This window comes from Streptomyces sp. NPDC096079 (genome assembly GCF_040303145.1).
Taxonomy (GTDB): Bacteria; Actinomycetota; Actinomycetes; order Streptomycetales; family Streptomycetaceae; genus Streptomyces.
This window is the reverse complement of the sequence record NZ_JBEOST010000003.1, coordinates 513,056-538,936: the sequence shown is the minus strand read 5'-3', so window position 1 is coordinate 538,936 and position 25,881 is coordinate 513,056. Positions and strand designations below refer to the sequence as shown.

The 25,881-nt window shown below is 73.8% G+C and carries 21 protein-coding genes and 1 pseudogene; 4 read left to right on the top strand and 18 right to left on the bottom strand.

Features of this window, described 5'->3' with window-relative positions:
* Window positions 1-102: 102 nt before the first annotated feature.
* From ABTY59_RS09910 to ABTY59_RS09870, 9 genes are all read right to left on the bottom strand, one after another.
* A complete protein-coding gene (locus ABTY59_RS09910) occupies window positions 103-921 on the bottom strand; it encodes an ABC transporter permease (RefSeq protein ID WP_352018380.1) in 819 nt (272 codons plus the stop codon).
* Window positions 922-934: 13 nt separating this feature from the next.
* Window positions 935-1,708 (bottom strand): ABC transporter permease, encoded by a 774-nt coding sequence (locus tag ABTY59_RS09905; RefSeq protein ID WP_352018379.1) that lies wholly within the window; start codon window positions 1,706-1,708, stop codon window positions 935-937.
* The gene (locus tag ABTY59_RS09900) at window positions 1,705-2,721 is read right to left on the bottom strand and encodes an ABC transporter ATP-binding protein (RefSeq protein WP_352018378.1); all 1,017 of its coding nucleotides are present in this window, start codon (window positions 2,719-2,721) and stop codon (window positions 1,705-1,707) included. The genes ABTY59_RS09905 and ABTY59_RS09900 overlap by 4 nt, the downstream gene beginning before the upstream one ends.
* A gap of 76 nt (window positions 2,722-2,797) precedes the next feature.
* Window positions 2,798-3,802 (bottom strand): ArsR/SmtB family transcription factor, encoded by a 1,005-nt coding sequence (locus tag ABTY59_RS09895; protein ID WP_352018377.1) that lies wholly within the window; start codon window positions 3,800-3,802, stop codon window positions 2,798-2,800.
* A complete protein-coding gene (locus ABTY59_RS09890; RefSeq protein ID WP_352018376.1) occupies window positions 3,799-5,379 on the bottom strand; it encodes a DUF7059 domain-containing protein in 1,581 nt (526 codons plus the stop codon). The genes ABTY59_RS09895 and ABTY59_RS09890 overlap by 4 nt, the downstream gene beginning before the upstream one ends.
* A gap of 176 nt (window positions 5,380-5,555) precedes the next feature.
* Entirely contained in the window at window positions 5,556-6,245 is a 690-nt protein-coding gene (locus ABTY59_RS09885; protein ID WP_352018375.1) for a small secreted protein, read from the bottom strand.
* Window positions 6,246-6,429: 184 nt separating this feature from the next.
* On the bottom strand, window positions 6,430-8,748 hold the full coding sequence (locus ABTY59_RS09880) for a sodium-translocating pyrophosphatase (protein WP_352018374.1): 2,319 nt from the start codon (window positions 8,746-8,748) through the stop codon (window positions 6,430-6,432).
* A gap of 165 nt (window positions 8,749-8,913) precedes the next feature.
* Window positions 8,914-9,372, bottom strand: coding sequence for an ATP-binding protein (locus ABTY59_RS09875; RefSeq protein ID WP_352018373.1), 459 nt, complete (start codon window positions 9,370-9,372; stop codon window positions 8,914-8,916).
* 15 nt (window positions 9,373-9,387) lie between these two features.
* Complete coding sequence (locus ABTY59_RS09870) at window positions 9,388-9,741, bottom strand: STAS domain-containing protein (RefSeq protein ID WP_015034520.1); 354 nt, start codon at window positions 9,739-9,741, stop codon at window positions 9,388-9,390.
* Between the two features lie 80 nt (window positions 9,742-9,821).
* Here ABTY59_RS09870 and ABTY59_RS09865 point away from each other — a divergent pair, with 80 nt between their 5' ends.
* Window positions 9,822-12,425 (top strand): DEAD/DEAH box helicase, encoded by a 2,604-nt coding sequence (locus tag ABTY59_RS09865; RefSeq protein WP_352018372.1) that lies wholly within the window; start codon window positions 9,822-9,824, stop codon window positions 12,423-12,425.
* 40 nt (window positions 12,426-12,465) lie between these two features.
* Here ABTY59_RS09865 and ABTY59_RS09860 read toward each other — a convergent pair.
* The 7 genes and pseudogenes from ABTY59_RS09860 to ssd form a co-directional block, all read right to left on the bottom strand.
* A pseudogene (locus tag ABTY59_RS09860) lies at window positions 12,466-12,846 on the bottom strand (Rv3654c family TadE-like protein); the annotation flags it as partial.
* Window positions 12,843-13,199 (bottom strand): TadE family type IV pilus minor pilin, encoded by a 357-nt coding sequence (locus tag ABTY59_RS09855; RefSeq protein ID WP_352018371.1) that lies wholly within the window; start codon window positions 13,197-13,199, stop codon window positions 12,843-12,845. The gene ABTY59_RS09855 and the pseudogene ABTY59_RS09860, both read right to left, overlap by 4 nt.
* Window positions 13,186-13,323, bottom strand: a complete 138-nt coding sequence (locus ABTY59_RS09850; RefSeq protein WP_329855048.1) for a DUF4244 domain-containing protein — start codon at window positions 13,321-13,323, stop codon at window positions 13,186-13,188. The genes ABTY59_RS09855 and ABTY59_RS09850 overlap by 14 nt, the downstream gene beginning before the upstream one ends.
* Window positions 13,324-13,567: 244 nt before the next feature.
* A complete protein-coding gene (locus ABTY59_RS09845) occupies window positions 13,568-14,359 on the bottom strand; it encodes a type II secretion system F family protein (protein ID WP_352018370.1) in 792 nt (263 codons plus the stop codon).
* Window positions 14,356-15,234, bottom strand: a complete 879-nt coding sequence (locus tag ABTY59_RS09840; RefSeq protein ID WP_352018369.1) for a type II secretion system F family protein — start codon at window positions 15,232-15,234, stop codon at window positions 14,356-14,358. Before ABTY59_RS09840 ends, ABTY59_RS09845 begins: the two co-directional genes overlap by 4 nt.
* Before the next feature lie 29 nt (window positions 15,235-15,263).
* Complete coding sequence (locus ABTY59_RS09835; protein WP_352018368.1) at window positions 15,264-16,451, bottom strand: TadA family conjugal transfer-associated ATPase; 1,188 nt, start codon at window positions 16,449-16,451, stop codon at window positions 15,264-15,266.
* Complete coding sequence (gene ssd, locus ABTY59_RS09830; protein ID WP_502995348.1) at window positions 16,448-17,593, bottom strand: septum site-determining protein Ssd; 1,146 nt, start codon at window positions 17,591-17,593, stop codon at window positions 16,448-16,450. Before ssd ends, ABTY59_RS09835 begins: the two co-directional genes overlap by 4 nt.
* A gap of 555 nt (window positions 17,594-18,148) precedes the next feature.
* On the opposite strand from ssd, the gene ABTY59_RS09825 reads away from it, so the two are divergent.
* The gene (locus ABTY59_RS09825) at window positions 18,149-19,015 is read left to right on the top strand and encodes an HAD family hydrolase (RefSeq protein ID WP_352018367.1); all 867 of its coding nucleotides are present in this window, start codon (window positions 18,149-18,151) and stop codon (window positions 19,013-19,015) included.
* Window positions 19,016-19,636: 621 nt separating this feature from the next.
* Here ABTY59_RS09825 and ABTY59_RS09820 read toward each other — a convergent pair.
* On the bottom strand, window positions 19,637-20,479 hold the full coding sequence (locus ABTY59_RS09820; RefSeq protein WP_352018366.1) for a Fic family protein: 843 nt from the start codon (window positions 20,477-20,479) through the stop codon (window positions 19,637-19,639).
* Window positions 20,480-20,581: 102 nt separating this feature from the next.
* On the opposite strand from ABTY59_RS09820, the gene ABTY59_RS09815 reads away from it, so the two are divergent.
* Window positions 20,582-21,568, top strand: a complete 987-nt coding sequence (locus tag ABTY59_RS09815; RefSeq protein WP_352018365.1) for an ATP-binding protein — start codon at window positions 20,582-20,584, stop codon at window positions 21,566-21,568.
* A gap of 168 nt (window positions 21,569-21,736) precedes the next feature.
* Here the strand turns inward: ABTY59_RS09815 and ABTY59_RS09810 are convergent, their stop codons facing one another.
* Complete coding sequence (locus ABTY59_RS09810) at window positions 21,737-23,035, bottom strand: polysaccharide deacetylase family protein (RefSeq protein WP_352018364.1); 1,299 nt, start codon at window positions 23,033-23,035, stop codon at window positions 21,737-21,739.
* Window positions 23,036-23,329: 294 nt separating this feature from the next.
* Between ABTY59_RS09810 and ABTY59_RS09805 the strand changes: the two genes are divergently transcribed.
* Entirely contained in the window at window positions 23,330-25,753 is a 2,424-nt protein-coding gene (locus ABTY59_RS09805) for a SulP family inorganic anion transporter (protein ID WP_352018363.1), read from the top strand.
* Window positions 25,754-25,881 lie beyond the last annotated feature (128 nt).

Genomic DNA, 25,881 nt, shown 5'->3' with positions numbered 1-25,881 from the left:
GGGTGAACGGAGCGGACCACATCGGGCGGTTTCACGAAGATGGCCGGTAGTGACCCACTCCTCATCCCCTCCCTTCTCTTCCGTCACATGCGGACGCGCCGGTCACAGGGTGTCGAGCGTGGCGCGCCGCCTGCTCCCCCGCTCGAAGACGGCGAGGAGGACGACGGCGAGCAGCCCCCAGCCCACGCCGGCCGCCAGTTCGGCGCCGAGCAGCCCCAGGTCCAGGCCCCCGCCGGCGGTCAGCCGACGCGCCGCGTCCGTCGCGTGCGTGAGCGGCAGCAGCTCGCCGACGGCCCGCATCCCCGCGGGCAGCGTCTCCCGGGGCACGGCGGCGCCGGTCAGGAGCAGCAGCCCGGAACTCGCCACGTTCGACACGAGGAACACGTCCCGGAAGCGCAGCCCGAGGGCCCCGAGCGCGAGCCCGAACGCCGCACAGGCACCCGCCGCGACGAGCAGCACCAGTCCGAGGCCGGGCAGCGCCCCGGCGGGCACGGGCAGCCCGAGGACGAGCGCGGCGGCGGTGAGCACGAAGGCGCTGACGAACAGCCCGTTGAGGACGTACGGGAGGGCTCGCCCGAGCCAGAGCGGGACCCGCCGCCGGGGCGAGAGCAGGACGGCCCCGAGGGTGCCGTACCGGCGCTCGTTGGCGACGGCCATCGTGCCGCCGTACACGCAGGAGGCGGAAGCTGCGAGGACGGCGTTGCCCACGAGAGGGAAACGATCGTCGGCGATGCCCAGTTCCCGGCTGAGGAAGACGAAGAAGAAGACCTGGAGAAGCGGTCCGACCAGCAGTGTTCCGATGAACATCGGCGGGCTGGTCCAGTTGAAGAGGGCGCGGTACGAGAGGGCGCCGCCGACCACGAGCAGCCGGGCGGAGGCCTGGAAGCGGAAGCCGAGGAGTCGGCACCGGAAGCGGAACATCCGACGGAGCCTTTCAGGCGAGGGCGAGGGTGGCGGCGGCGCGGGCCCGGCGCTCCACCCGGCCGAGGACGAGGACGGCGGCGAGGGCGTACGCGGCGCCGAGCGCGACGGCGGCGAGCAGTGGGGGGACGACGTCCCCGCCGGAGGTCGCCGCGTGCACGGCCCGCGCGCCCCAGGTCGTGGGCAGCGCCCAGGAGACCGGGTGGGTCCAGGCGGGCAGCACGGAGACGGGCACGAGCAGCCCGGACAGCAGCCAGACGGGCGTGTCGAGCGGGTTGGCCAGGGCGTTGGCGTTGCGCAGCAGGACGAACGTCGCGGCAAGGAGGAGCCCCATCATGCCGAGCGCGAGGACGCACACCGGGACGGCGACGAGGAAGAGCAGCGGGTGTGCGAAGTCGAGCGGCACGTCGAAGAGCAGTACGCCCCACAGGACGGTCGCGCCCATCGCGTACGTGCCGATGACGGCCGTCGCGAGGGTGATCGGGAGCAGCACGAGCGCGAGCGGGGTCGGCGCGGCGACCAGGGTCTCCAGGGTGCCGAGCCAGCGCTGGTTCTGCACCGCTCCGCCCGAACCGAAGAGCACCGAGCCCCAGATGCCCATGAGTCCGGCCCCGACGGAGGCGGTGAGCAGCCGGTCCGGGTCACCGGCGGCCCGGAACAGGTAGACGGCGAGGGTCGCGTAGACGAGCGGGACGAGGACGGCGAAGGTGATCTCGATCGGGGAGCGCGACATGTACGAGACGTGGGTGCGGACCCCGACCCCGATCAGGCGCAGGACGCGGATCACGCGGGCACCCCGTCCGGTTCGGCGGACGCCGTCGGCCGGCCGTCCGTCGCCTCCTCCACGATCGCGATGTAGGCGTCCTCCAGCGAGGGTTCACGGCTGACGACCCGTCCGATCCGCACGCCGTCGAGCGCGGCCAGGACCGGCGCGTGCAGCTCCGCGCCCCGGTCCGTCTGCACGCTCAGGGACTGCACCGCGCCCCGGTCCTCGGCGGACACCCCCCGCACCCCGGGGACCCGCCGCACCCGGTCGAGGACCTCCTCGCCCGCCCCGTACGCCTCGATGTCGAGGACGTCCCGGTCCCCGACCCGCGACTTGAGGCTCTCGGGGGTGCCGAGGGCGCGGATCCGGCCGCCCGCGATGACGGCGATCCGGTCGCAGAGCTCGTCGGCCTCGGCCATGTAGTGGGTGGTGAGGAGGACGGTGGTGCCGGCGGCGGCCAGGTCGGCGACCGTGCGGCGCAGATCGCGGGCGGCGACGGGGTCGACGCCGATGGACGGTTCGTCGAGGAAGAGGACGTCGGGGCGGTGCAGCAGCCCGCGGGCGATGTGGAGGCGCTGCCGCATGCCGCGCGAGTACCCCTCGACGCGCTCCCTCTCCCGCCCCACCAGGCCGACGAGGTCGAGGAGTTCGGCGATGCGCCGCTTCTGCTCGCGGGCGGGGACGCCGTACAGCTCGGCGAAGTAGCGGAGGTTGTCGAGGGCGGAGAGCCGGTCGTACAGGCCCCGGTCGCCACCGAACACGTACCCGATCCTGCGGCGCACGGCGACGGGGTCGCGGGCCACGTCGTGACCGCACACCCGCGCCGCGCCGGAGGTCGGCAGGAGCAGGGTGTTGAGCATCTTGATGGTGGTGGTCTTCCCGGCGCCGTTGGGCCCGAGCAGGCCGAACAGCTCCCCCGGCGCCACCTCGAAGGTGACCCCGCGCACGGCCTCGGTCTCGGTCCGCCGGGACCTCGGCCACCCGGTCCTGCTGGTGTAGGTGCGGCGCAGCGCGTCCGCCTCGATTGCGAGCATGCGCCGGACGGTAGGAGCCGCGGGGCGGCCCGGGCCATCGATTCGGGAGGCCCCGAATCGTCCTCGGCCGCGGGCCTCAGGCCACCGCCGTGAGCACGTCCTCCCCGACGAGCAGCGCGAGCAGCGAACGGCCCGTGTCCGTCAGCTGGTAGTACACCGAACGCCCCACCCGGTGCCGGGTCACGACACCCGCCTCCGCGAGGACCGACAGGTGCTCGGAGACCGTACTGGGCGCGAGGCCCAGCCGGTCGGCGAGGCCCGCCGTGGTCAGCGGCCCGCCCAGCTCGCGCAGGACCGCCGCCCGGCCCCGGCCGAGCATCAGCCCGAGCCGGTCGTCGGCGACGGGCTCGGCCGGTTCGCGCAGGGCGGCGGCTCCCCGGGCCTGGAAGCTGACCGCGAAGACCTCGGGGTCGTCGGTCGAGTAGAGCCGGCAGCCCTCCGCGAAGACCAGCGGCACGAGGACGAGGCGCCGCTCGCCCGGCGCGTACTCCGCGTCGATGTGCTTGGTCAGTTCGAGCACGGGCGGCTGCCACCGGGCCCGCGTCTCCAGGCCCGCGAACAGCGCGTCGACGCCCTCCGTAGCGAACGTCCTGGCCCGGACGAGCACTTCGTCCTCGACGAGCCGGCGCATCGTCGGCCAGTACGGCTCGATCGCGCCCTCCCAATAGGCGGCGTACGCGTCGGCGAGCGCCGCGCAGGCGGCCTCCGGGTCCTTCAGATAGGGCTGGACGAACGGCGCACCGGTCATGCCGGGATAGCACTCGGCCACCTGGGCGCGGACGAACTCCGGGTCGGTGGCCCGCAGCGCGGCCAGCTCCTCGTGGACGTGGACCGTGCCGAACGGCCGGGGCAGCAGGAAGTCGGAGACGTCGCACCGCCCCTCGGCGAACAGGTCCCACAGCGGGCGGAGCCGGTCGTCCTCGCGCCACACCTCGCGCGCCTGCCCCACCCACTCCTGGTAGGGCCAGGAGGGGTGGCGGTGCGGCAGCGCGAGGTGCATCGCGCAGAACGCGTCGCGCAGCGGACTGATCGCGATCCGGGTCGCCCCGAGCGAGGCCTCGTCCAGCTCGATCCGTATCAAGCACCGCTCCCGCCGGCCGCGGACGGCCCGCCCGCGGCCTCGTCCGTCGCGGACTCGGTGACGGGCAGCAGGAAGCCCTCCTCGACGAGCAGCCGGATCGCCTGCGGGGTGCGGTCCCGCAGGACGACCGGGTCCTCACCCATCAGCTGCCCGATCGCGTCGAGGATGCGGCCCGCGCTGAGCGTCCCGTCGCACACCCCGGCGAACCCCGCGCCGACGTGGTCGACCCTGGTGGCGCGGCGCATCCCCCGGTTCTGCCGGAGCACCACGTGCTCCGGGTCCTCGGCGCCGGGCAGCCCGACCTGCTCCTGCACCACCTCGGGCGCGAGGGTGAACCGGTCGGCGAGGAGCGCGGCGTCGTCGTGGCCGCGCAGGTAGTCCTGGCGCTCGAAGTGGGCGCGGACGGTGGGGCCGAGCGGCTGCTCGACGGGGTGCGGCCACTCCTCGACGACGATCGAGGGCTCGACCGCCCCCGAGGCCACCGCGTCGTTCCGCCGGATCGTGATCCAGCCGAAGCCCACCGCGCGGGTCTTGCCGGCCTCGAACTCGTCGAGCCAGCGGTCGTACGCCGCCCGGTAGGCGTCCGGGTCGCCGCGGTGGTCGCCGCTGTCGCGCAGCCACAGCTCCGTGTACTGCGTGATGTCCTGGACCTCCCGCTGCACGATCCAGGCGTCGCAGCCGCGCGGCACCCAGGACCGCAGCCGCTCCTGCCACTCCTCGCCCTCGACGTGCCGCCAGTTGGCGAGGAACTGCGCGTACCCGCCGTCGTTGAGCCGCTCCCCGGCCTGCTGCACGAGCGTGCGGCACAGGTCGTCGCCGCTCATCCCGCCGTCCCGGTAAGTGAGTCCGGCGCCGGGAGAGATCACGAACGGCGGGTTGGAGACGATCAGGTCGTACGTGTCGCCGTCGACGGGCTCGAACAGCGAGCCGGTCAGCAGCTCGGCCTCGCGGGCCCCGGAGAGGGCGAGGGTGAGCCGGGTGAAGTCCAGGGCGCGCGGGTTGAGGTCGGTGGCGGTGACCAGGGTGGAGTGCTGGGCGGCGTGCAGCGCCTGGATGCCGGAACCGGTGCCCAGGTCGAGCGCCGAGGAGACCGGCGTACGGATCGTGATGCCGGCGAGGGTGGTGGAGGCGCCGCCGACGCCCAGGACGACCCCTTCGTCCTTCTTCCCGATGCCGCCCGCGCCGCCGACGGCGCAGCCCAGGTCCGAGACGATGAACCAGTCCTCGCCGTCCGGTCCGCCGTACGGCCGGACGTCGACCGTGGCGAGGACGGTGCCGTCCTCGCGGACCGCCCAGCCGTCGGCGAGGGCCTCGTCGAGCGGCAGCGCGGCGGCGGCCCGGTCGGCCGTGACGGGCTCCTGGAGCAGGAAGAGCCGGACGAGGGTCTCCAGCGGGGAGTCGCCGCGGGTGGCGCGCAGGGCGGGCACGGTCTCGCTGCGGGCGAGCGCCGCGTAGGCCGGGGCGCCGAGCAGGTCGAGCAGGCCGTCGGCGGTGAAGTCGGCGGCGAGCAGCGCCTCGCGCAGACGGGCGGCGTGCGCGGGCACCGGGAGGCGGGGGGGCAGGCTGGTCGTACTCACCGCTCCATTGTGACGGCCGCCACCGACATCCGGGCCGCCGACCCGGCGGATGCGGCGGATCACCGCCACCGCCGGGCCGATCGGCCTCGGGTCCATTCCCCGGTCTCTCGGGGCTACTCCCCGGTCTCTCCGGTCTGCTCCCCGGTCTCTCGGGTCTACTCCCCGGTCTCTCGGGTCTACTCCCCGGTCTTGGGGGACGCGGACTTCTTGGTCGCCGTGGCGGACGGCTTCTTGCTCGGCTTCGAGGAACCGGAATCCGCGTCCGAGTCCGCGTCCGAGGTGGTTCCGGGCTGCGGGGAGGCGGTGGTCTTCGGCGGGACCGAGGCCGTGGGCTTCTGGCAGCCGGGCTGCTTGGCCATCGCCTGGCCCAGCTCGCCCTCCTCCAGCTTGGACAGGGCGTTCTGGTCCATCTTCTCGATCTTGGTCAGACCGTCGGCGACGCCCTGGAGACCGTCCGCGAACTTCTGCTGGTTCGTCGGGTCCAGCGCGTCGACCTGCCTCTTGAGCCCCTCGTAGGCCACGGCGGTGGCGTTGAGCTCCTTGATCGCGTCCTGCTGGACCTTCTCGCCGTTCTCGACGGGCGGGGCGCCCGCGGCCTCGACGGCCTTGGCGAGCGCGCGGTCGGCGTTCGCGATGTCCTGGAACGCCTTCGAGTCGGCGGCCTGGATCTCGGCCGGCTTGCTGTCGGCGGCGGTCGAGATGATGATCTGGTGGGCGTCGGCCCGCTTCTGGATCTGGGGCTTGGCCTGGTCGCAGAACGTCTTGGCCCAGTCACCCACCTTGTCGCCCTCGTCGTCGCTGCAACCGGACAGCGCGAGCACCAGTACCGCGCCGCCGGACAGTGCGGCCGCAAGCTTCTTGTTCAACGGATCGGTCCCTTCCAAGGCTCTCGGCCCCGGAACATACACGCCGAACGGGCTACTTCCACCTTTCGTGCGATGAATTCGTCCCACATTGCAACCTTTTGAACCAAGCTATGTGCGACCCGAACGACACGGAAACACCCGGGAATGAGACGGACACCACGTCGGATCAGACACGGACATCACGTCAGGACACCGCCACCGAACGCCTCTTGGACGCCCTGACCGCACCGACCACCACGAGCAGCGCGACCGCCGCGACCGCCGCCCGCAGACCGGGACTCTCGTCGTCGCCGTAGCTGAACCGTACGACCGCCGGCGCGATGAGCAGCGCGACCAGGTTCATCACCTTCAGGAGCGGGTTGATCGCCGGGCCCGCCGTGTCCTTGAACGGGTCGCCGACCGTGTCCCCGATGACGGTCGCCTCGTGCGCCTCGCTGCCCTTGCCGCCGTGGTTCCCGTCCTCGACCAGCTTCTTCGCGTTGTCCCAGGCGCCACCGGAGTTGGCGAGGAAGACCGCCATCAGCGCGCCCGTGCCGATCGCGCCGGCGAGGTACGCGCCGAGCGGGCCCACACCGAGCGCGAAGCCGACCGCGATCGGGGCCATCACGGCGAGCAGCCCGGGCGTGGTGAGTTCCCGCAGCGCGTCCTTGGTGCAGATGTCGACGACCCGCCCGTACTCCGGCTTCTCGGTGAACCCCATGATCCCGGGGTGCTCGCGGAACTGCCGCCGCACCTCGTAGACCACCGATCCGGCCGAGCGGGACACGGCGTTGATCGCGAGCCCGGAGAAGAGGAAGACGACCGCGGCGCCGAGGATCAGCCCGAACAGGTTGTTGGGCTGCGAGATGTCCATGGAGAGCGTCAGCTCGCCCGCCTTCACCCCGAACTCCCCGACGTCGGCGACGGAGGTCGCGATCGCGTCCCGGTACGAGCCGAACAGCGCCGAGGCCGCGAGGACGGCGGTGGCGATCGCGATGCCCTTGGTGATGGCCTTCGTGGTGTTGCCGACGGCGTCGAGGTCGGTGAGGACCCGCGCGCCCGCCCCCGTGACGTCCCCGGACATCTCCGCGATGCCCTGCGCGTTGTCGGCGACCGGACCGAAGGTGTCCATCGCGACGATGACGCCGACGGTGGTCAGCAGCCCCGTCCCGGCCAGGGCCACCGCGAACAGCGCCAGCATGATCGAGGCGCCGCCGAGCAGGAACGCCCCGTAGACGGTCAGCCCGATCAGCAGGGCCGTGTAGACGGCGGACTCCATGCCGAGCGCCACGCCCGCGAGGACGACGGTCGCGGGGCCGGTGAGGGAGGACTTGCCGATGTCCCTGACCGGCCGCCGGCTCGTCTCCGTGAAGTAGCCGGTCAGCTGCTGGATGAGCGCGGCGAGGACGATGCCGAGGGCGACCGCGACAAGCGCGAGGACCCGCGGATCGCCGCCGTGCTCGCGGATGCCCGGCTCGGTGACGCCTTCGAGCTCGGCGTACGTGGACGGCAGATAGGCGAAGGCGGCGACCGCGACGAGCGCCAGCGAGATCACCGCCGAGACCAGGAACCCGCGGTTGATGGCGCTCATCCCGCCGCGGTCGGCGCGGCGCGGGGCGACGGTGAGGATGCCGATCACGGCGGTCATCACGCCGATCGCCGGGACCATCAGGGGGAACGCGAGCCCGTGGTCGCCGAAGGCCGCCTTGCCCAGGATGAGCGCCGCCACCAGGGTCACGGCGTACGACTCGAAGAGGTCGGCCGCCATGCCGGCGCAGTCGCCGACGTTGTCCCCGACGTTGTCGGCGATGGTGGCGGCGTTGCGCGGGTCGTCCTCGGGGATGCCCTGCTCGACCTTGCCGACGAGGTCGGCGCCGACGTCGGCGGCCTTGGTGAAGATCCCACCGCCCACCCTCATGAACATCGCGATGAGCGCGGCGCCGAGTCCGAATCCCTCCAGCACCTTGGGCGCGTCGGCGGCGTAGACGAGCACGACGCAGGCGGCCCCGAGCAACCCGAGACCGACCGTGCACATGCCGACGACCCCGCCGGTGCGGAAAGCGATCCGCATGGCCCGGTGGGCGACCTCGTTCAGGTCCTTCTCGGGCTCCCCCGGCGCCGGGGTGGCCTCCCTGGCCGCGGCCGCGACCCGCACGTTGGCCCGTACGGCGAGCCGCATGCCGATGTAGCCGGTGACCGCCGAGAAGAGCGCCCCGACCAGGAAGAACAGGGAACGCCCGGCACGCTGCGACCAGTTGTCCGCGGGCAGCAGCATCAGCAGGAAGAACACGGCGGCCGCGAAGACGGCGAGGGTGCGCAGCTGCCGCGCGAGGTAGGCGTTGGCGCCCTCCTGCACGGCGGCGGCGATCTCCTTCATCCTCTCGGTGCCCTCACCGGCCGCGAGCACCTGGCGGACGAAGAGCCGGGCGACGACCAGCGCGGCGAGGGCGATGGCCGCGACGACGACCACGATCGTCCTGTTCCCGCTCGTGAGCACCGCCGCGGCGAGAGATGTGGGGTACATGGGGACGGATCATAGGGAGACGAACCGGTACAGACGGGGACCCCGGAGAGGCCCCGCGCGGATGCACCAATCCGGGGACGCCGACACCGGGAAAAGCGAAGGGGCCCTGCGTCGCAGGGCCCCTTCGCTTCGCACATGTGCGTGCACGGCGTGCACGCGTACGGGTCAGGACAGGACGTCCGCCGAGGTAACCGGCCAGCTCATCCGGATGGTGCCGCCGTCCTCGCCGGCGCTCACCTCGACGTCGTCGACGAGCCCGCGAATCACCGCGAGGCCCATCTCGTCCTCGCCGTCGGCGTCGTCGAAGTCCTCGGCCGGGGCCGAGGCCCGCGCGCCGGGGACACCGGCCGCGTCGGCCGCCGCCACCCCCGCACCCGGCACCTCGTCGCCGACCTCGATGGAGAACGTCTTCTCCTCCTCGGTCAGGACGACCCGGATGGGGGTCGTGACGTCGTTGCTGCGGTGCAGCCCGACCGCACGGGAACAGGCCTCACCGACAGCGAGACGCACTTCGTCGAGGACCGCCTCGTCCACACCCGCCCGGCGCGCGACCGCGGCCGCCACCAGACGGGCCGTACGGACGTGCTCCGGTTGAGCACTGAAGCGGAGTTCAACGGTGGCCATGCGAACCCCCTGGGCTCAGTCGACGGCGTTGACGGCCTCGTCGACCGAGGTGTGGATCGGGAACACCTTGGTGAGACCCGTGATCCGGAAAATCTTGAGAATGCGCTCCTGGTTGCACACCAGGCGCAGCGAGCCCTCGTGGGCACGAACGCGCTTCAGGCCGCCGACGAGCACACCGAGGCCGGTGGAGTCGAGGAAGTCCACGCCCTCCATGTCGACGACCAGGTGGTAGCTGCCGTCGTTCACCAACTCGACCAACTGCTCGCGCAGCTTGGGCGCGGTATACACATCAATCTCGCCACCGACCTCGACGACCGTACGGTCACCGCCAGCGCCGGACACATTGCGAGTCGACAGGGACAGGTCCACGGATCCTCCAGCACCTTGCTATCGGGCGATCGTCCCCTCGGGTCTCCGGGGCGGAGCCGAGGAACGAAACGCCAGCCGCGATGGCATTCAATCACTTACCAGCAGCCATGCACGACGCCTTGGAAGCATTGTCCGTCATGGCAGTGACACACTCGGTGCCGATGGCCAAGAATCAGCGCCCCCGTCGTCCCGCCGGGGACACGGGCAACCGCCCCTCTCCCGGCATGGTCCTCGACCGGCTCTCCTCGGGCGAGAGCCGGGCCGCGCGCATCACTCATACGGAGCACATGCCCGCCCGGGAGGGTCGCCATGCCGTCTGGCCGCACCGCATCCGCCCGGAGGTGATCGCGGCGATCGAAACGGCCGGGATCGAGCACCCCTGGGCGCACCAGGCGGAGGCCGCCGAGCACGCCCTGGACGGCGAATCCGTGGTGATCGCCACCGGCACCGCCTCGGGCAAGTCGCTCGCCTACCTCGCCCCGGTCCTCAGCACCCTCCTGGACGGCTCGGAGGCCCCGAACGGCCGCGGCGCCACCGCGCTCTACCTGGCGCCCACCAAGGCCCTCGCCGCCGACCAGCGACGCGCCGTACGGGAGCTGGCCGCCCCGCTCGGCAACCGGATCCGCCCCGCCGTCTACGACGGCGACACGCCGGTCGAGGAGCGCGAATGGGTCCGCCAGTACGCGAACTACGTGCTCACCAACCCCGACATGCTGCACCGGGGCATACTCCCCTCCCACCCCAGGTGGTCCTCCTTCCTGCGCTCCCTGCGCTACGTAGTGATCGACGAGTGCCACACCTACCGGGGCGTCTTCGGCTCCCACGTCGCCCAGGTACTGCGCCGCCTCCGCCGGATCTGCGCCCGGTACGGCTCCGAACCGGTCTTCCTCCTCGCCTCGGCCACCTCCGCCGAGCCCGCCCTCGCCGCCCGCCGCCTCACCGGCCTGCCGGTCACCGAGGTCTCCGACGACGCCTCCCCGCGCGGCGAGCTGGTCTTCGCCCTCTGGGAGCCGCCGCTCACCGAGCTGCACGGCGAGCGCGGCGCGCCCGTGCGCCGCACCGCCACGGCCGAGACCGCCGACCTGCTGACCGACCTGACCCGGCAGGGCGTCCGCTCGGTCGCCTTCGTCCGGTCCCGGCGCGGCGCCGAACTGATCTCGGTGATCGCCCAGGAACGCCTCGCCGAGACCGACCGCGCGCTCGCCCGGCGCGTCGCCGCCTACCGCGGCGGCTACCTGCCCGAGGAGCGGCGCGCCCTGGAGCGGGCCCTGCACTCGGGCGAGCTCCTCGGCCTGGCCGCCACGACCGCCCTGGAGCTGGGCGTGGACGTCTCCGGCCTGGACGCCGTCGTGATCGCCGGCTACCCGGGCACCCGGGCCTCCCTGTGGCAGCAGGCGGGCCGCGCCGGCCGCTCGGGCGAGGGCGCCCTGGCGATCCTGGTCGCCCGGGACGACCCGCTGGACACCTTCCTCGTCCACCACCCGGAGGCGATCTTCGAGCAGCCCGTCGAGACGACCGTCCTCGACCCCGACAACCCCTACGTCCTCGCCCCCCATCTGTGCGCCGCCGCCGCGGAGCTCCCCCTCACCGAACCGGACCTGGCCCTCTTCGGCCCGGCCGTGCCCGACCTGCTGCCCCAGCTGGAAGGGGCCGGACTGCTGCGCCGCCGCTCCACCGGCTGGTACTGGACCAGACGCGAGCGCGCCGCCGACCTCACCGACATCCGGGGCGGCGGCGGCAGCCCCGTCCGGATCGTGGAGGCCGGCACCGGCCGCCTCCTCGGCACGGTCGACGAGGCCGCCTCCCACACCGCCGTCCACGAGGGCGCCGTCCACCTCCACCAGGGCCGGACCTATCTGGTGCGGGAGCTCGACCTCAAGGACTCCGTGGCCCTCGTGGAGGAGGCCGTCCCGCCGTACTCCACCACCGCCCGCGACACCACCTCCATCTCCGTCCTCGAAACCGACACCGAGATCCCCTGGGGAGCCGGCCGCCTCTGCTACGGCTCCGTCGAGGTCACCAACCAGGTCGTCTCCTTCCTCCGCCGCCGTCTGATCACCGGCGAGGTGCTCGGCGAGACCAAGCTCGACCTGCCGCCCCGCACCCTGCGCACCCGGGCCGTGTGGTGGACGGTCACCGAGGACCAGCTCGACGCCGCCCGGATCACCCCGGAGATCCTCGGCGGCGCCCTGCACGCCGCCGAGCACGCCTCCATCGGCATGCTGCCGCTCTTCGCCACGTGCGACCGCTGGGACATCGGCGGCGTCTCCGTGCCGCTCCATCCCGACACCCTGCTGCCCACCGTCTTCGTGTACGACGGACACCCGGGCGGCGCGGGCTTCGCCGAGCGCGCCTTCCACACCGCCCGCGCCTGGCTGACGGCCACCCGGGAGGCCATCGCCTCCTGCGAGTGCGAGGCGGGCTGCCCCTCCTGCATCCAGTCCCCGAAGTGCGGCAACGGCAACGACCCGCTCCACAAGCGCGGCGCCGTCCGCCTCCTCACGGAACTCCTCCGAGCGGCCCCGGAGCCGCCCCGGACCCCTGCGCCCCCGGCCCCGGCAGCGCCCCCGGCCCCGGCCCCGGCCCCCGCGGCGGAGCCGCCCCGGACGCCCCTTGCGAACCCGGAGCCGCCCCGGACGCCCCCTGAGACGGCGGAGTCCCCGGAGGGCCCGCCCGGGACCTGACCTCCGGCCGGTAGGGACCGCGAACGACCCGGGCGGTCACCTCCGAGACCCCGTCCCGGACCGCGCACCGCACCAGCTCGGCGCCCTGCGCGGCGGCCACCCGCGAGGCGGCGGCGCACGCCTCGGTCTCGCCCCACAGCGCCCGGTCGGCGGCGGCGAGGGCGGCCAGGTCGGCGGCCCCGCCCGCCCGGTGCCGAGCCGCCACCGCCTGCCCGAGCGCAAGCACCACCCCGAACACCACGCACAGCACACACGCCGCGAACGCCCCCCACACGGTCGCGACCCCCCGATCACCGCCCTGCCGGAACCGCCACCCCGCCACGGCGCTCCCCCGGCCGAACCGGCTTCCTGCCACGGCGCTTCCTCGCCCGGACCAGCGCCCCGCCACGGCGCTCCCCCACCCGGACCATCGCCCGGTCATGGCGCGCCCCCGGCCGCCGTGTCCTCCGCGAGGGCCGCCGCACCGGCTCTCAGGGTGACGCCCATGCCTCCGGGGCCCGGGGCGGCCGCCTCCACCGTCACCCGCCACAGCTCGCCCTCCCGCGCCACCGACACCCGGGCTCCCTCGGGGGCGGCGGCCCGGGCAGCCGCCTCGGCCGAGGCCACCGGTTCCGAGCGGGCCGCCGCCCGCGCCCCCGCCCGCGCCGCGTCCACGCACCGGATCTGCGCGGCGGCCGCGGCCAGCGCCCAGAGCAGCGTCACCGTGAACAGCGCCAGGACGGGCAGGACCAGCGCCGCCTCCACGGTCACGAAGCCCCGGTCAGAACGGCGCATCGAGGGCCTTCCCGATCACCGACTCCAGCGCTCCCGAGACGGCCCCGCTGGTCACGATCTTGTAGAGCACGGCAGCGAACGCCGCCGCGGCGATCGTCCCGACCGCGTACTCGGACGTGGTCATGCCCTCGTCGCAGCTCGCCGCCGCCCGCCGTGCCCGCCACCAGCCCGCCAGCCGCGCCCCAAGCCCCACGCCGACCTCCTCGTCCGGTCCCGCCGCGCCCGGTCCCGCCGCGCCTTGCCGGGCCCGGGCCTGCCGTACCTCGCCGTTCGTCGCCATCGCGCCGTACTTCGTCATGTCGTCGCCTCTCGTCGTGCCTCGTCGTGCCGTGTCCGGCGTGGTCGTGTCGTCTCGTCGCTTGTCTCGGTCATCCGTCCAGCAGCCCCGTCGCGAGGCCGATCACCACGGGGGCCACCCCCACCGCCAGGAAGGCAGGCAGGAAACAGAGCCCCACGGGCGCGCTGATCAGCACCTGCGCCCGACGCGCCCCGGCCGCCGCCGCGCGGGCGCGGCCGGCGCGCAGGGCGGCCGCGTGCCGGGCGACGGCATCCGCCGCCGGCGCCCCCGAGGAACCGGCCCGCTCCATACAGCGGGCCAGCCCTTCGGCGCCCGGTATCGCGCCGAACCTCCCCCACACCTCGGCCGGTTCACCGCCGAGCCGCAGCTCGGCGGCCGTACGGGTCAGACGCTCGCCGAGCGGACCGCCCAGCGACCTCCCCACCGCGTCCGCGGCCTCGCCGGGGCCGGCACCGGAGGCGGCGCAGGCCGCCAACAGATCTGCGGCCAGCGGAAGATGACGAGCCGCCTCCTCGTCACCCGCCGCCGGTGAGGCCCGCCTCCCCGCCCACCGCTTCCGCCCGGCGACCACCAGGGCCCCGGCGCACAGCGCCCCGACCTCGCCGAACAGCACCCAGCCGCACCCGGCCCCGACGAGCGGCGGCAGCCAGAGCCCCACCCACGCCGGCAGCCGGTCCAAGGCCTTCCGGGGACTCGGCTCCGGTCCTGCCGGGAGGAGGGCCCCCGCTCTGCGCCGGGTCCGACGCGCCCGCAGTCCGCCCAGCACCTCCGTCACGCCCAGCGCGCCCAGGGCAGGGGCCAGGAGCAGGAGGACCGCCACCCGAACGCCGTGCGACGTCTGCGGGATCCATTCCGCGATCACGCCCGCTCCCCTCCCCGTACGATCCGCGCGGCCCACCACAGTCCGGCCGCCTCCAGTGCGCCGCCCACGGCCAGACAGCCCAGCCCGGCCGGTGTGTGCAGCAGCACCCGCAGCGGCTCGGCGCCCAGCGCGGCACCGAGGGCGAGCCCCGCCACCGGAAGGAGCGCGAGGACCGTCACCGTGGCCCAGGCGCCGGCCAGTTCGGCCCGCAGGCGGTCGCGCTGCTCGCGGTGGTCCCGCAGAGCGGCCTCCAGCCGTTCCAGCCCGGCGGCCAGGCCCGCGCCCCCGTCCACGGCCACCTGCCAGCAGGCCGCCATGCCCGCGAGCCCGTCGGCGCCGTCCTGCCGGGCCGCCCGGCGCAGCGCCTCGGGCACGTCGCCGCCGAACCGGGCCGCCGCCAGCACCGGTGCCTCCGCGACCCCCAGCGCGCCCGTCTCCCGGGCGGCGAAGGACAGCGCCTGCCCGGGCTGCCATCCGGCCCTCAACTCCCCGACGACCGCCCCGCACAGGGCCACCACCCGCTCGGCCCGCGCCTCCCGTTCCCTGCCGCTCTCGACTGCCCGCAGCCGCCGGGCCACCAGGGGCACCGCGAGCGCCCCGGCGACCAGAGGCAGCGGCGACGCGCCCAGGAGGGCGAGCACTCCCGCCGCCGGCAGGCACAGCCACGCGCGACGGCCTCTCAGCACGGCCCACCACCGCGCGGCGGCCTCCGGCCACACCCAGCCACCCCGCCCGTCTGCGGGTCCACCGGCCAGCACCGCCTTGGCGCGCCCCGCGCCCCGTCGCCGCTCGACCACCCACGCCAGGGCGAGGACCGCGCAGAGCAGCGCCAACCCCTGTGCGGCGCTCCGCACCGGCAGAAGTTCCGCCGTCATCACGCTCCCCACCGAAGGAAGTTCCGCCGTCATCGCGCTCCCCCTCCGATCAGCGAGCCGAGCCGCTCCCAGCCCCGCTCCCGCTCGAACCCGGACGGGCTCCACCGCAGCGCGGGGACCGTCCGCACCAGACCGTCCCGGTCCCGCTCCAGGACGTGCACCTCGGCGATGCGCCGTCGGCCGTCCCGGTCCCGTACGACGTGCAGCACCACCGACAGGCCGGCGCCCAGCTGGCTGTGCAGGGCGGCCCGGTCGAGACCGGCCGCCGTCCCCAGGGCTTCGAGCCGCGCCGGGACGTCCGCCGCCGTGTTGGCGTGGACCGTTCCGCAGCCGCCTTCGTGGCCTGTGTTGAGAGCGGCGAGCAGGTCGACCGCCTCGCCGCCCCTGACCTCGCCGACGACCAGTCGGTCGGGGCGCATCCGCAGCGCCTGGCGGACGAGGTCCCGGAGGGTGACGAGCCCGGCGCCCTCCTGGTTGGCCGGCCGTGCCTCCAGGCGCACCACGTGCGGATGGTCCGGCCTCAGCTCGGCCGAGTCCTCGGCGAGCACGATCCGCTCCCGCTCCCCCACGAGTCCGAGGAGCGACGCGAGGAGGGTGGTCTTGCCCGTCCCGGTGCCGCCGCTGACCAGGTAGGACACGCGGGCTTCGATCAGGGCCCGCAGCACCGGCGCGCCACCCGGGGGCACGGTGCCCGCCGCGGCCAGCTCCTCCAGGGAGAAGGCACGCGGGCGGACGACCCGCAGGGACAGGCAGGTCGAGCCGACCGCGACCGGCGGCAGGACCGCGTGCATCCGGGTGCCGTCGGGGAGCCGCGCGTCCACCCAGGGCCGGGCGTCGTCGAGCCTCCGGCCGGCCACGGCCGCGAGCCGCTGCGCGAGGCGACGGACGGCGGCGGCGTCGGGGAAGGACACCGGGGCCCGTTCGAGCCCGGCGCCCCGGTCCACCCACACCCGGTCGGGCGCGGAGACCAGGACATCGGTGACCGCCGGATCGGCGAGCAGCGGCTCCAGCGGCCCGGTGCCGATCAGCTCGCACCTCAACGCCTCCGCCGCACCGAGCACTTCCGCGTCCCCGAGCAGCCTCCCCTGCGCCCGGAGCGCCGCCGCCACGCGCGCCGGGGTCGGCTCGGCACCACTCGCCGCGAGCCGCTGGCGCACGGCGTCGAGGAGCCCCGCACCGTCCCGCGCGCCCCAGGTCGCCGCCCCTGCCCCGGTCACGCCGTGCCTCCGGGCACGAGGGCGTGCTCCCAGAACGCGGCGCAGAACCGGCCGAGGGGCCCACGGGGCTCGGCGCCCGGCGGCATTCCCGCGTCCTGATCGGCCACGATCCCCGGGTCGTAGGGGAGTTCACCGGTGAGCGGCAACCGGAGCGCGTCGGCGACCCACCGCTCGTCGATCCCGACCGCGTACGGCCCCCGGACGACGGCCCGCAGGTCGCGCACGGCCGGTCCGATCGTCGAGACCATCCGGTGCGCGGCCGCGACGGCCCTCAACTCCCCCGGTACGACGAGAAGTCCGAGGTCCAGCTGCGCCAGCGCCTCGCCGGCCGGCGGGTCGGTCCCGCGCGGAAGGTCGACCACGACGACCCCGCCCCGCCGTCGCGCGGCGGCGAGCACGGACCGCACGGCCTCCGGTGGCACCGGCACCGCCGGCTCCCTGCCCCAGCTGAGCACCCGGACTCCGCGCACGGACGGCAGGGACTCCTCCAGGGCGCCGCCGGCCAGGCGCCCCTTCGACCCGGCGAAGTCGGGCCATCGCCTGCCCTCCTCACGCTCTCCGCCGAGCAGCACGTCGAGCCCTCCCCCCAGCGGATCGCCGTCGACGAGCAGCGTGCGGTGTCCGGCCCTCGCGGCCGCCAGCGCGAGACCGCAGGCCAGGGTGGAGGCCCCGGCACCGCCCCGGCCGCCGACGACGCCGACGGTCAGCGCCGGCCGGTCCGCCCCCTCGGCCGCGTCGGCGAGGCGGTCGACGAGGAGGCTCTCGGCTCCCGGGAGGCTGAGCACGCTCTCCGCGCCGATCTCGACGGCCAGCCGCCACAGCCCCGGATCGCCCTGGTCCCGACCGATCAGCAGGGTCCCGGGTCGGCGCACCGCTCCCCGGCAGCGGGCGGCGACGTCGTCGCCGACCAGGACGAGCGGCGGGTCGGTCCAGCTCGCCCTCCGCTCGGGCACCCGGTGGTGCACGTCGGGCTCGACCCCGGCGGCGGCGCACAGTCGCAGCAGGTCATCGAGGAGCCCCAGGTCCTCGGTGACGATCAGCGGGCCGGCCCGGCGCGGCCCCTCCGCCCCGGGCGCGCCCTTCCCCGGCGCTCCCCTCCCCGGCGCTCCCCTATCCGTCGCGTCCGCACCCGCCGGGTCCACTGCCGGCGAGCCCGATCCGGGCGCCTCCGGCCCCCGCGGGCCCCGCCCCCACGATGTCGAACCGCGTGTCGTACCCCTGGTCCCGGAAGTCCTGGATGTCTCCACGACGCACTCCCCTCTCGTGATTCCTGCCGTCCGCGAACTTCGCGACAGGAATCACCGTGGGGCCGTCCCGGAAATCGTGCCGATCTCACCGAAAAACTGTGGATAAGCGAGGGGCTGTGAATAACTTCGCCACTCCCGCGGGGACTACCCGGAACGCAGCCCCATGATTACTGTGAGTGATGAACCAGGGGTCGGGCGGGGCCTCGGGCGACTCGTGAGCGATGAACGGAAGGAAGGGAGCACACGATGGCAGGCAGCGCCGAAACGGCTCCGGACATGCGACGACCCCCGCCGGGGGGGAGAGCGGGGGTCGTCTCTCCGGCCGACTCGGGGGGGGAGGAGCCGGACCGGGTTAGCACGGTCGCGAACGATCCGTGACTTCCATGGTGTACCCGAGAGCCTTCTCAGGCAAACCCACGCGCCCCAGCGTACGCCGAATGGCGGGCACCTATGCTCGGGCTTGTGGAAAACCACTCCTTGCCGCGCACAGCCGCCTTCTTTGACCTGGACAAGACGGTCATTGCGAAGTCATCGACGCTGACCTTCAGCAAGTCCTTCTACCGGGGCGGACTGATCAGCCGCCGCGCCGCCCTGCGGACGGCCTACATCCAGTTCGTCTTCCTGGCGGGCGGAGCCGATCACGACCAGATGGAGCGGATGCGTGAATATCTTTCCGCGCTCTGCAAAGGCTGGAACGTCGCCCAGGTGAAGGAGCTCGTCGCCGAGACCCTTCACGATCTGATCGACCCGATCATCTACGACGAAGCGGCCTCCCTCATCGAGGAGCACCACGCCGCCGGCCGCGACGTCGTGATCGTCTCGACCTCCGGTGCCGAGGTCGTCGAGCCGATCGGCGAGATGCTCGGCGCCGACCGGGTCGTCGCCACCCGGATGGTGGTCGGCGAGGACGGGTGCTTCACCGGGGAGGTGGAGTACTACGCCTACGGTCCGACGAAGGCCGAGGCGGTCCGGGAGCTCGCGGAGTCGGAGGGCTACGACCTCGCACGCTGCTACGCGTACAGCGATTCGGCGACCGACATCCCCATGCTGGAGGCCGTCGGCCACCCGTACGCGGTCAATCCCGACCGGACCCTGCGCCGGGAGGCAGCGGCACGGAAGTGGCCGGTGCTCGCCTTCGAGAAGCCGGTGCGCCTCAAGCAGCGGCTGCCCGAGTTCCGGATGCCGCCCCGCCCCACGCTCGTCGCCGCGGCGGCGGTGGGAGCGGCAGCCGTGGGGGCCGGACTCGTCTGGTACGCGGCCAGGCGCCGACAGGCCACCCTCGCCCAGCGGCTCGCCGGTGACTTTGCCCGAATTTGAGCAATCGGCAGAGAAGTGGAGCCAGCACTTTCGCTTCCCCCCGGACAGGAGTAGAAAGGAATCAGGCCCGCGAGACCGAGGACATCCGAGAGGATCACCTGTTGAGCATGAAGGCCCCACGGACCTAGCACCGAAACCGGGCACCCACGCGACGTCGACCCGTCGATTACGGGCCAGCCGCACCAGGCCACGGGCAAAGTTCCCGGCCTGATGGGCACATATCGAGGACGCTTGGTAACTGGGTGGAAGTGCCAGCGGCGGTACCAGGACTGGTGCCGCCGCAACCCATGTCGGGCCCTTCCCGCACGCGGCCCCGCCTCGGAGCCTCCGGCGCTAACCGCCCTCGGAAACCCGTACAGGCCGCCGGAGCCGCAAGCAGTCGGCCCGGGCCGCACGCAGGCCGTCCCCTCAGAGCGCCGCACAGGTCAGCCCCTCGCAACGCCGAACAGGCCACCCCCGCCCGGAAGCCCCGAACAGGCCGCCCCTCACCCGGAAGCCCCGAACAGGCCGCCCCTCACCCGGAGCGCCGCACAGGCCGCCTCGCCCGGAGCGCCGCACAGGTCCCCCGGAGCCCCGTACACGCCGGCCCCTTTCGGAACCCCCCGCGTCGAGCCGCAGGGCTCAGGCGGCGCCGCGCTGGAGGGCCTCGCAGACGGCCGTCGACTCGCGGACGCCCAGCTCGACCGAGCGTCCGCAGTGGGCGATCCAGGCCCCCACACCGTCCGGGGTCCCCGACAGGTACCCCTCGAACGCGGCGAGGTAGGCGGCCCGCCCCTGCTCCGCGTGGCCGACCTCGGCCGGGCAGATGGCCTTCGGGTCGAGACCGCTGCCGATCAGCGCGATCCGCTCGGCCGCGCGGGCGACCAGGCCGTTGTACGAGGTGAAGGGGCGCAGCGCGAGCAGCTCGCCGTGGACCACGGCGGCCGTCACGAGCGCCGGGGCCTCGCTGCCCGCGACGATCAGCTCGGCGAGGCCGTCGAGCCGGCCGGCGACCTCGGCGGGGGTCGGCAGCGGGGCGTCGACGAGCGGTTCGTCGACCGTCTCGCCGTCCAGGCGGGGGCGGCCGACGGAGTCACCGGGGCCGGTGCCGCCCGGGATGCCCGCGTCGCCCGCGGCGACGAGGTGGAGTCGGGCCAGGACGCGCAGGGGCGACTGGCGCCAGATGGAGAGCAGCTGCCCGGCCTCGGCGCCCAGGCGCAGTGCGGCACCGACCGTGCGGGCCTCGGCGTCGGCGCTGAAGTCGGTGCGCCGGCGGACCTCTTCCAGGGCCCAGTCGGCCCCGGACAGGGCGGCGGAGCCGCGGGCGCCGCGCAGGGCCGCCTCGGAGGAGATCTCGTTGCTGCGGCGGCGCATCACGCGGTGGCCGTAGACCCGGTCGACGGCCTTGCGTACGGAGTCCACCGCTTCGGCGACGCCCGGCAGGGAGCCGAGGGCGGCCAAGGGGTCAGAGGCGTGCGTACTCATAAGTAGGGAGGCTACGCGCCCCGGAGGCCCGCCCCACGATGGAGTGGTCTTCTTCACGCGACTTGACCACGGGCCGCGATCGTGCGGCTACCCTAGGTGAACATGAAGATCGCTTTCGTGGGGAAGGGCGGCAGCGGCAAGACCACGCTGTCCTCGCTCTTCATCCGCCACCTCGCCGCCAACGAAGCGCCGGTCGTCGCCGTCGACGCCGACATCAACCAGCACCTGGGGGCCGCGCTCGGCCTGCCCGAGGCGGAGGCCGCCGCGCTGCCCGCGATGGGTGCGCACCTGCCGCTCATCAAGGAGTACCTGCGGGGCACCAACCCCCGGATCGCCTCCGCCGACACGATGATCAAGACGACGCCGCCGGGAGGGGGTTCGCGGCTGCTGCGGGTCCGCGAGGACAACCCGGTGTACGAGGCGTGCGCGCGCCCGGTCCGGCTGGACGACGGCGAGATCCGGCTGATGGCGACCGGCCCGTTCACGGAGTCGGACCTCGGGGTGTCCTGCTACCACTCGAAGGTCGGGGCGGTGGAGCTCTGCCTCAACCACCTGGTCGACGGGGTGGACGAGTACGTGGTCGTCGACATGACGGCGGGCTCGGACTCGTTCGCGTCGGGGCTCTTCACCCGCTTCGACATGACCTTCCTGGTCGCCGAGCCGACCCGGAAGGGCGTCTCGGTCTACCGCCAGTACAAGGAGTACGCGCGGGACTTCGGCGTGGCGCTCAAGGTCGTCGGCAACAAGGTGCAGGGCCAGGACGACCTGGACTTCCTGCGCGAGGAGGTCGGCGAGGACCTGCTCGTGACGGTGGGCCACTCGGACTGGGTCCGCGCGATGGAGAAGGGCCGCCCGCCGCGGTTCGAACTGCTTGAGGCGGAGAACCGCATGGCGCTCCAGGCCCTCCAGGACGCGGCGGACGACTCGTACGCCCACCGCGACTGGGAGCGCTACACGCGCCAGATGGTCCACTTCCACCTGCGCAACGCGGAGAGCTGGGGCAATGCGAAGACCGGGGAGGACCTGGCGGCGCAGGTCGACCCCGGGTTCGTCCTCGACGAGGCACTCGCGGTGCCGCAGTTCGGCTGACCGGCCCGCCCGGCGACCGACCGGAAGCCGCCGGCCGGCAGGGGCGGGGGGTGGGGCCGGCGGCAACCGGTGCCCGACAGCGGCGACCGATGGCCGATGACCGCGGCCGGTGACCGACCGGCGACCGAGAGCCGGCGGGCGGCGACCGGAAGCCGGCGGGCGGCGGGCTCAGTGCCGCGCCGCCGCCTTGGCGGCCGGGGCGCCCGCCGGGGCGGCCGGGGGCTGGGCCGCCAGGAAGGCCTGCCAGCCGCCCTGCGGCGCCTCGCCGACCTTCAGGGTGCGCATCTTGGCGATGACGTCGGGGTCCTGGGCGTCGAGCCAGTCGGCGAGCTGGCGGAAGGAGACGCACTTGACGTCCTTCTGCACGCAGACGGTGGCGATGGTCTCCTCGACGGCCCGCATGTACGTGCCGCCGTTCCAGGACTCGAAGTGGTTGCCGATGATCAGCGGCGCGCGGTTGCCCCGGTAGGAACGCTCGAAGGCCTGCACCAGGCCGTCGCGCATCTGATCGCCCCAGTAGCGGTGCTGGGAGGGGTCGCCCTGGGTCGTCCCGGACTGGTTCACCAGGAAGTTGTAGTCCATGGAGAGCGTCTGGAACGCGCGGCCGGGGACGGGCACGAGCTGCATCGACAGGTCCCAGAGGCCCAGGTCCTTCTTGGGCCAGATCTGGTCGTTGACGCCGCTGGTGTCGTAGCGGAAGCCCATCTGCGACGCCGCCTGGACGAAGTTCGTCCGGCCCTCGAGGCAGGGGGTGCGGGCGCCGACGAGCTCCTTGTCGTAGTCGAAGGGCAGCGGCTGCTCGGCGCGCAGTCCGGCGTTCGTCTTCCAGTTCTTGACGAAGGACTTGGCCTGGTCGATCTCGCTCTTCCACTCCTCGACCGACCAGTTGCCGACACCGCCCTCCTTCCCGCAGAAGTGGCCGTTGAAGTGGGTGCCGATCTCGTTGCCCTCCTGCCACGCGCCGCGCAGTTCACGGACGGTGGCGCGGATGCCCTCGACGTCGTTGAAGCCGATGTCGGAGCTGCCGGCGTTGTGCTGCGGCGGGTCGTAGAGCTCGCGCTTGTCCTCCGGCAGCAGGTACACGCCGCTGAGGAAGTACGTCATCGTGGCGTCGTACTTCTTGCCCACGGAGCGGAAGTGGGAGAACAGCTTCTGGCTGTCCTCGCCCGCGCCGTCCCAGGAGAAGACCACGAACTGCGGCGGCGTCTCGCCCGGCTTGAGCTTGTGCCAGACGGGCTGGTGGGGCTGGGTGCCGGTGAACGCGGTCGATCCGTCGCCGATGAGCCGGGGCGCGCTCTGCGGTGCGGCGGCCGGGCCCTTCTTGGCGCCGGCGCCGCCCGGTGAGCCCTTGGTGGCGGCGTCGTCGGAGCCCGAGCAGCCGGCGAGGCCGGTGGCGAGGGCGAGGGTGACGGCGCCGACGGCGAGCGCCTTCTTCCGGACGGTGGTCGTTCTGCGGGCGGCTGACATCCGCGCACCTCTCCTCGGATCCTCGGATTTCCCTACAAGCGATTTCCGTACAAGCGGCGTCAACGTCGCACCAGGAGGGCCGAGGAGCGTCAACGACAAGCGGCATGTGCACGTTCTGTCACCGGAACCGGTGAATCATTGCCCTGTTTGCCCCGAAAATAATGCCGCAGTCTTTACTCTCCATTACGATCCATTTACCGAGCGTTGATGCCCCTGTCGGGGAACCACTCGCCGGAATCCCGCCGCTGCACCCCGCACGAGCCGCGACCGCGCTGCCCCGGAGGAGACGGGAACATGACCCTCTGCACCCCTGCCCGCACGACCAACCGGCCCCGGATCCAGCGGCCCCACAGCCCGCCGGAGGGGCCCCGCCGCTTCCGCGTCGCCGGCGCCGACGTCTCCGCGTCCGTCGCCGTCTTCCTGATCGCGCTGCCGCTCTCGCTCGGCATCGCGCTCGCCACCGGAGCCCCGCTCCAGGCCGGCCTGGTGGCCGCCGCCGTCGGCGGCCTCGTCGCCGGCCGGTTCGGCGGTTCCCCGCTCCAGGTGAGCGGCCCCGCCGCCGGACTCACCGTCGTGACCGCCGAGCTCATCCAGCGGTACGGCTGGCGCACCACCTGCGCCATCACCGTCCTCGCCGGCCTCACCCAAGTGGCCCTGTCCGCACTGCGCGTGGCCCGGTCGGCGCTCGCCGTCTCGCCCGCGATCGTGCACGGCATGCTGGCCGGCATCGGCGTCACCATCGCCCTCGCCCAGCTGCACATCGTCCTCGGCGCCACTCCCCAGAGCTCCGCCGTGGACAACGCGCTCGGCCTCCCCGCCCAGTTGGCGCACGCCCAGCCGGCCGCGCTCGCCATCAGCGCCCTCACCGTCGCGGCGCTGCTGTGCTGGCCCCGGCTGCCCGGCCGGGCGGGCCGGCTCGCGCGCAAGGTCCCGGCGGCGCTCGTCGCGGTCGCGGGAGCGACGGCGGTGGCCGCGCTCGCCGGACTCGCCGTGCCGCGGGTGGACCTGCCGTCCTGGAGCAGCCACGCGCTGCCCGGTCTGCCCGAGGGCCCGGTCCTCGGCATCGCGGCCGGCGTGCTCACGATCACCCTGGTCACCAGCGTGCAGTCGCTGCTCTCGGCCGTCGCGGTCGACAAGCTGGTCGCCGCCCGCGCGGACCGCGGCCGGGGCGTCCCCCGCTCCGACCTCGACCGCGAGCTCGCCGGACAGGGAGCGGCCAACATCCTCTCCGGAGCGCTCGGCGGCCTCCCGGTGGCCGGGGTCGCGGTCCGCAGCGTCGCCAACGTCTCGGCGGGCGCCGTGAGTCGGGCCTCGACGATGCTGCACGGCCTGTGGATCGTGCTGGCGGCCCTGCTGCTCGTGCCGGTGCTCGACCTGATCCCGCTGCCCGCGCTCGCCGCGCTGGTCATGGTGGTCGGCATCCAGATGGTGAGCATCACCCACATCCGTACGGTCACGCGTCATCGCGAGGTCGTCGTCTACGCGGTGACGCTGTCCGGCGTCGTCCTCGTGGGCATCCTGGAGGGCGTCGCCCTCGGCATCGCCGTGGCCATCGCGGTCGCCCTGCACCGCCTGGCCCGCACCCGCATCACCCGTGAGGAGCGGGACGGGCGCCATCTGCTGCACGTCCGGGGTCAGCTGACCTTCCTCGCCGTGCCCCGGCTCAGCCGGGCCCTTCACCAGCTGCCGAGAGGATCCGACGTGGTGGTCGAGCTGGACGGGTCCTTCATGGACCACGCCGCCTTCGAGACGCTGAGCGACTGGACCGCCGGACACCTCGCCCACGGCGGGACGGTCGAGACGACGGGCCCCTCCGGCGCCCGGATCGCCGAGCCCACGCCCGTCGCCGCCTCCACCGCGCACCCCTGCTGCCGCCCCTGGACGCCCTGGCACAACCACCAGTGCGGAGAGACGCCCACCGGAACGCCCGGGGCCCCCGGGACCACCACACCCACCGGGACCGCCGAGGCGGAGGCCACCGGGACCGCCGACGGGACCGCGCCCACCAGGGCGGCGAGGACACCGGGGCTGCACCTCGCCAGCGGCATCGGCAAGTTCCAGCGGAACACCGCCCCGCTCGTGCGGGACGAGCTGGCGCGGCTCGCCCGGGAGGGGCAGCGCCCCTCGCAGCTCTTCCTGACCTGCGCCGACTCCCGGCTCGTCACCAGCATGATCACCTCAAGCGGCCCGGGTGACCTCTTCACCGTGCGCAACGTCGGCAATCTCGTCCCGCTCCCCGGCGAGGAGAGCGGGGACGACTCGGTGGCGGCGGCGATCGAGTACGCCGTGGAGGTGCTGCGGGTCGAGTCGATCACCGTGTGCGGCCACTCGGGCTGCGGGGCGATGCAGGCCCTCCTCAACGGCGGCCCGGACGACCCGGCGACCCCGCTGCGCCGCTGGCTGCGGCACGGTCTGCCGAGCCTGGAGCGGATGGCGAGCCGACGCCACGCCTGGGCCCGGATCTCCGGCCGCCTGCCGGCCGACGCGGTCGAGCAGCTCTGCCTGACCAATGTCGTGCAGCAGCTGGAGCACCTGCGGGCGTACGAGCCGGTGGCGCGCCGGCTGGCCGAGGGCACGCTGACGCTGCACGGCGTGTACTTCCACGTGGGCGAGGCGCAGGCGTACCTCCTCTCCGGGACGGACGAGGTGCACAGCTACGACGACGTCTTCACCCAGGTCATGCCGACGGACCATCTGGAACCGGCGCGCGCGTCCTGAACCTTCCGGCGCTCCCCGCCGTGAGACTGTGTGGCCCCTTCTCCCACCGCTCGGGACGGAGGGGCCACCGCACGTCAAGCCACTCACAGGTCTAAACCAATTCCCTGGAGGCTCTTGTCACCCGGGCC

Bases quoted from the DNA above. Each gene is read 5' to 3' on its own strand.
- ABTY59_RS09815 (WP_352018365.1), top strand. From the start codon at position 20,582: ATGAAGATCGCTTTCGTGGGGAAGGGCGGCAGCGGCAAGACCACGCTG.
- ABTY59_RS09840 (WP_352018369.1), bottom strand. From the start codon at position 15,234: ATGACGGCGGAACTTCTGCCGGTGCGGAGCGCCGCACAGGGGTTGGCG.
- ABTY59_RS09810 (WP_352018364.1), bottom strand. From the start codon at position 23,035: ATGTCAGCCGCCCGCAGAACGACCACCGTCCGGAAGAAGGCGCTCGCC.
- ABTY59_RS09850 (WP_329855048.1), bottom strand. From the start codon at position 13,323: ATGACCACGTCCGAGTACGCGGTCGGGACGATCGCCGCGGCGGCGTTC.
- ABTY59_RS09875 (WP_352018373.1), bottom strand. From the start codon at position 9,372: ATGGCCACCGTTGAACTCCGCTTCAGTGCTCAACCGGAGCACGTCCGT.
- ABTY59_RS09865 (WP_352018372.1), top strand. From the start codon at position 9,822: ATGGCATTCAATCACTTACCAGCAGCCATGCACGACGCCTTGGAAGCA.
- ABTY59_RS09820 (WP_352018366.1), bottom strand. From the start codon at position 20,479: ATGAGTACGCACGCCTCTGACCCCTTGGCCGCCCTCGGCTCCCTGCCG.
- ABTY59_RS09855 (WP_352018371.1), bottom strand. From the start codon at position 13,199: ATGCGCCGTTCTGACCGGGGCTTCGTGACCGTGGAGGCGGCGCTGGTC.
- ABTY59_RS09805 (WP_352018363.1), top strand. From the start codon at position 23,330: ATGACCCTCTGCACCCCTGCCCGCACGACCAACCGGCCCCGGATCCAG.
- ABTY59_RS09825 (WP_352018367.1), top strand. From the start codon at position 18,149: ATGCTCGGGCTTGTGGAAAACCACTCCTTGCCGCGCACAGCCGCCTTC.
- ABTY59_RS09900 (WP_352018378.1), bottom strand. From the start codon at position 2,721: ATGCTCGCAATCGAGGCGGACGCGCTGCGCCGCACCTACACCAGCAGG.
- ABTY59_RS09880 (WP_352018374.1), bottom strand. From the start codon at position 8,748: ATGTACCCCACATCTCTCGCCGCGGCGGTGCTCACGAGCGGGAACAGG.
- ABTY59_RS09910 (WP_352018380.1), bottom strand. From the start codon at position 921: ATGTTCCGCTTCCGGTGCCGACTCCTCGGCTTCCGCTTCCAGGCCTCC.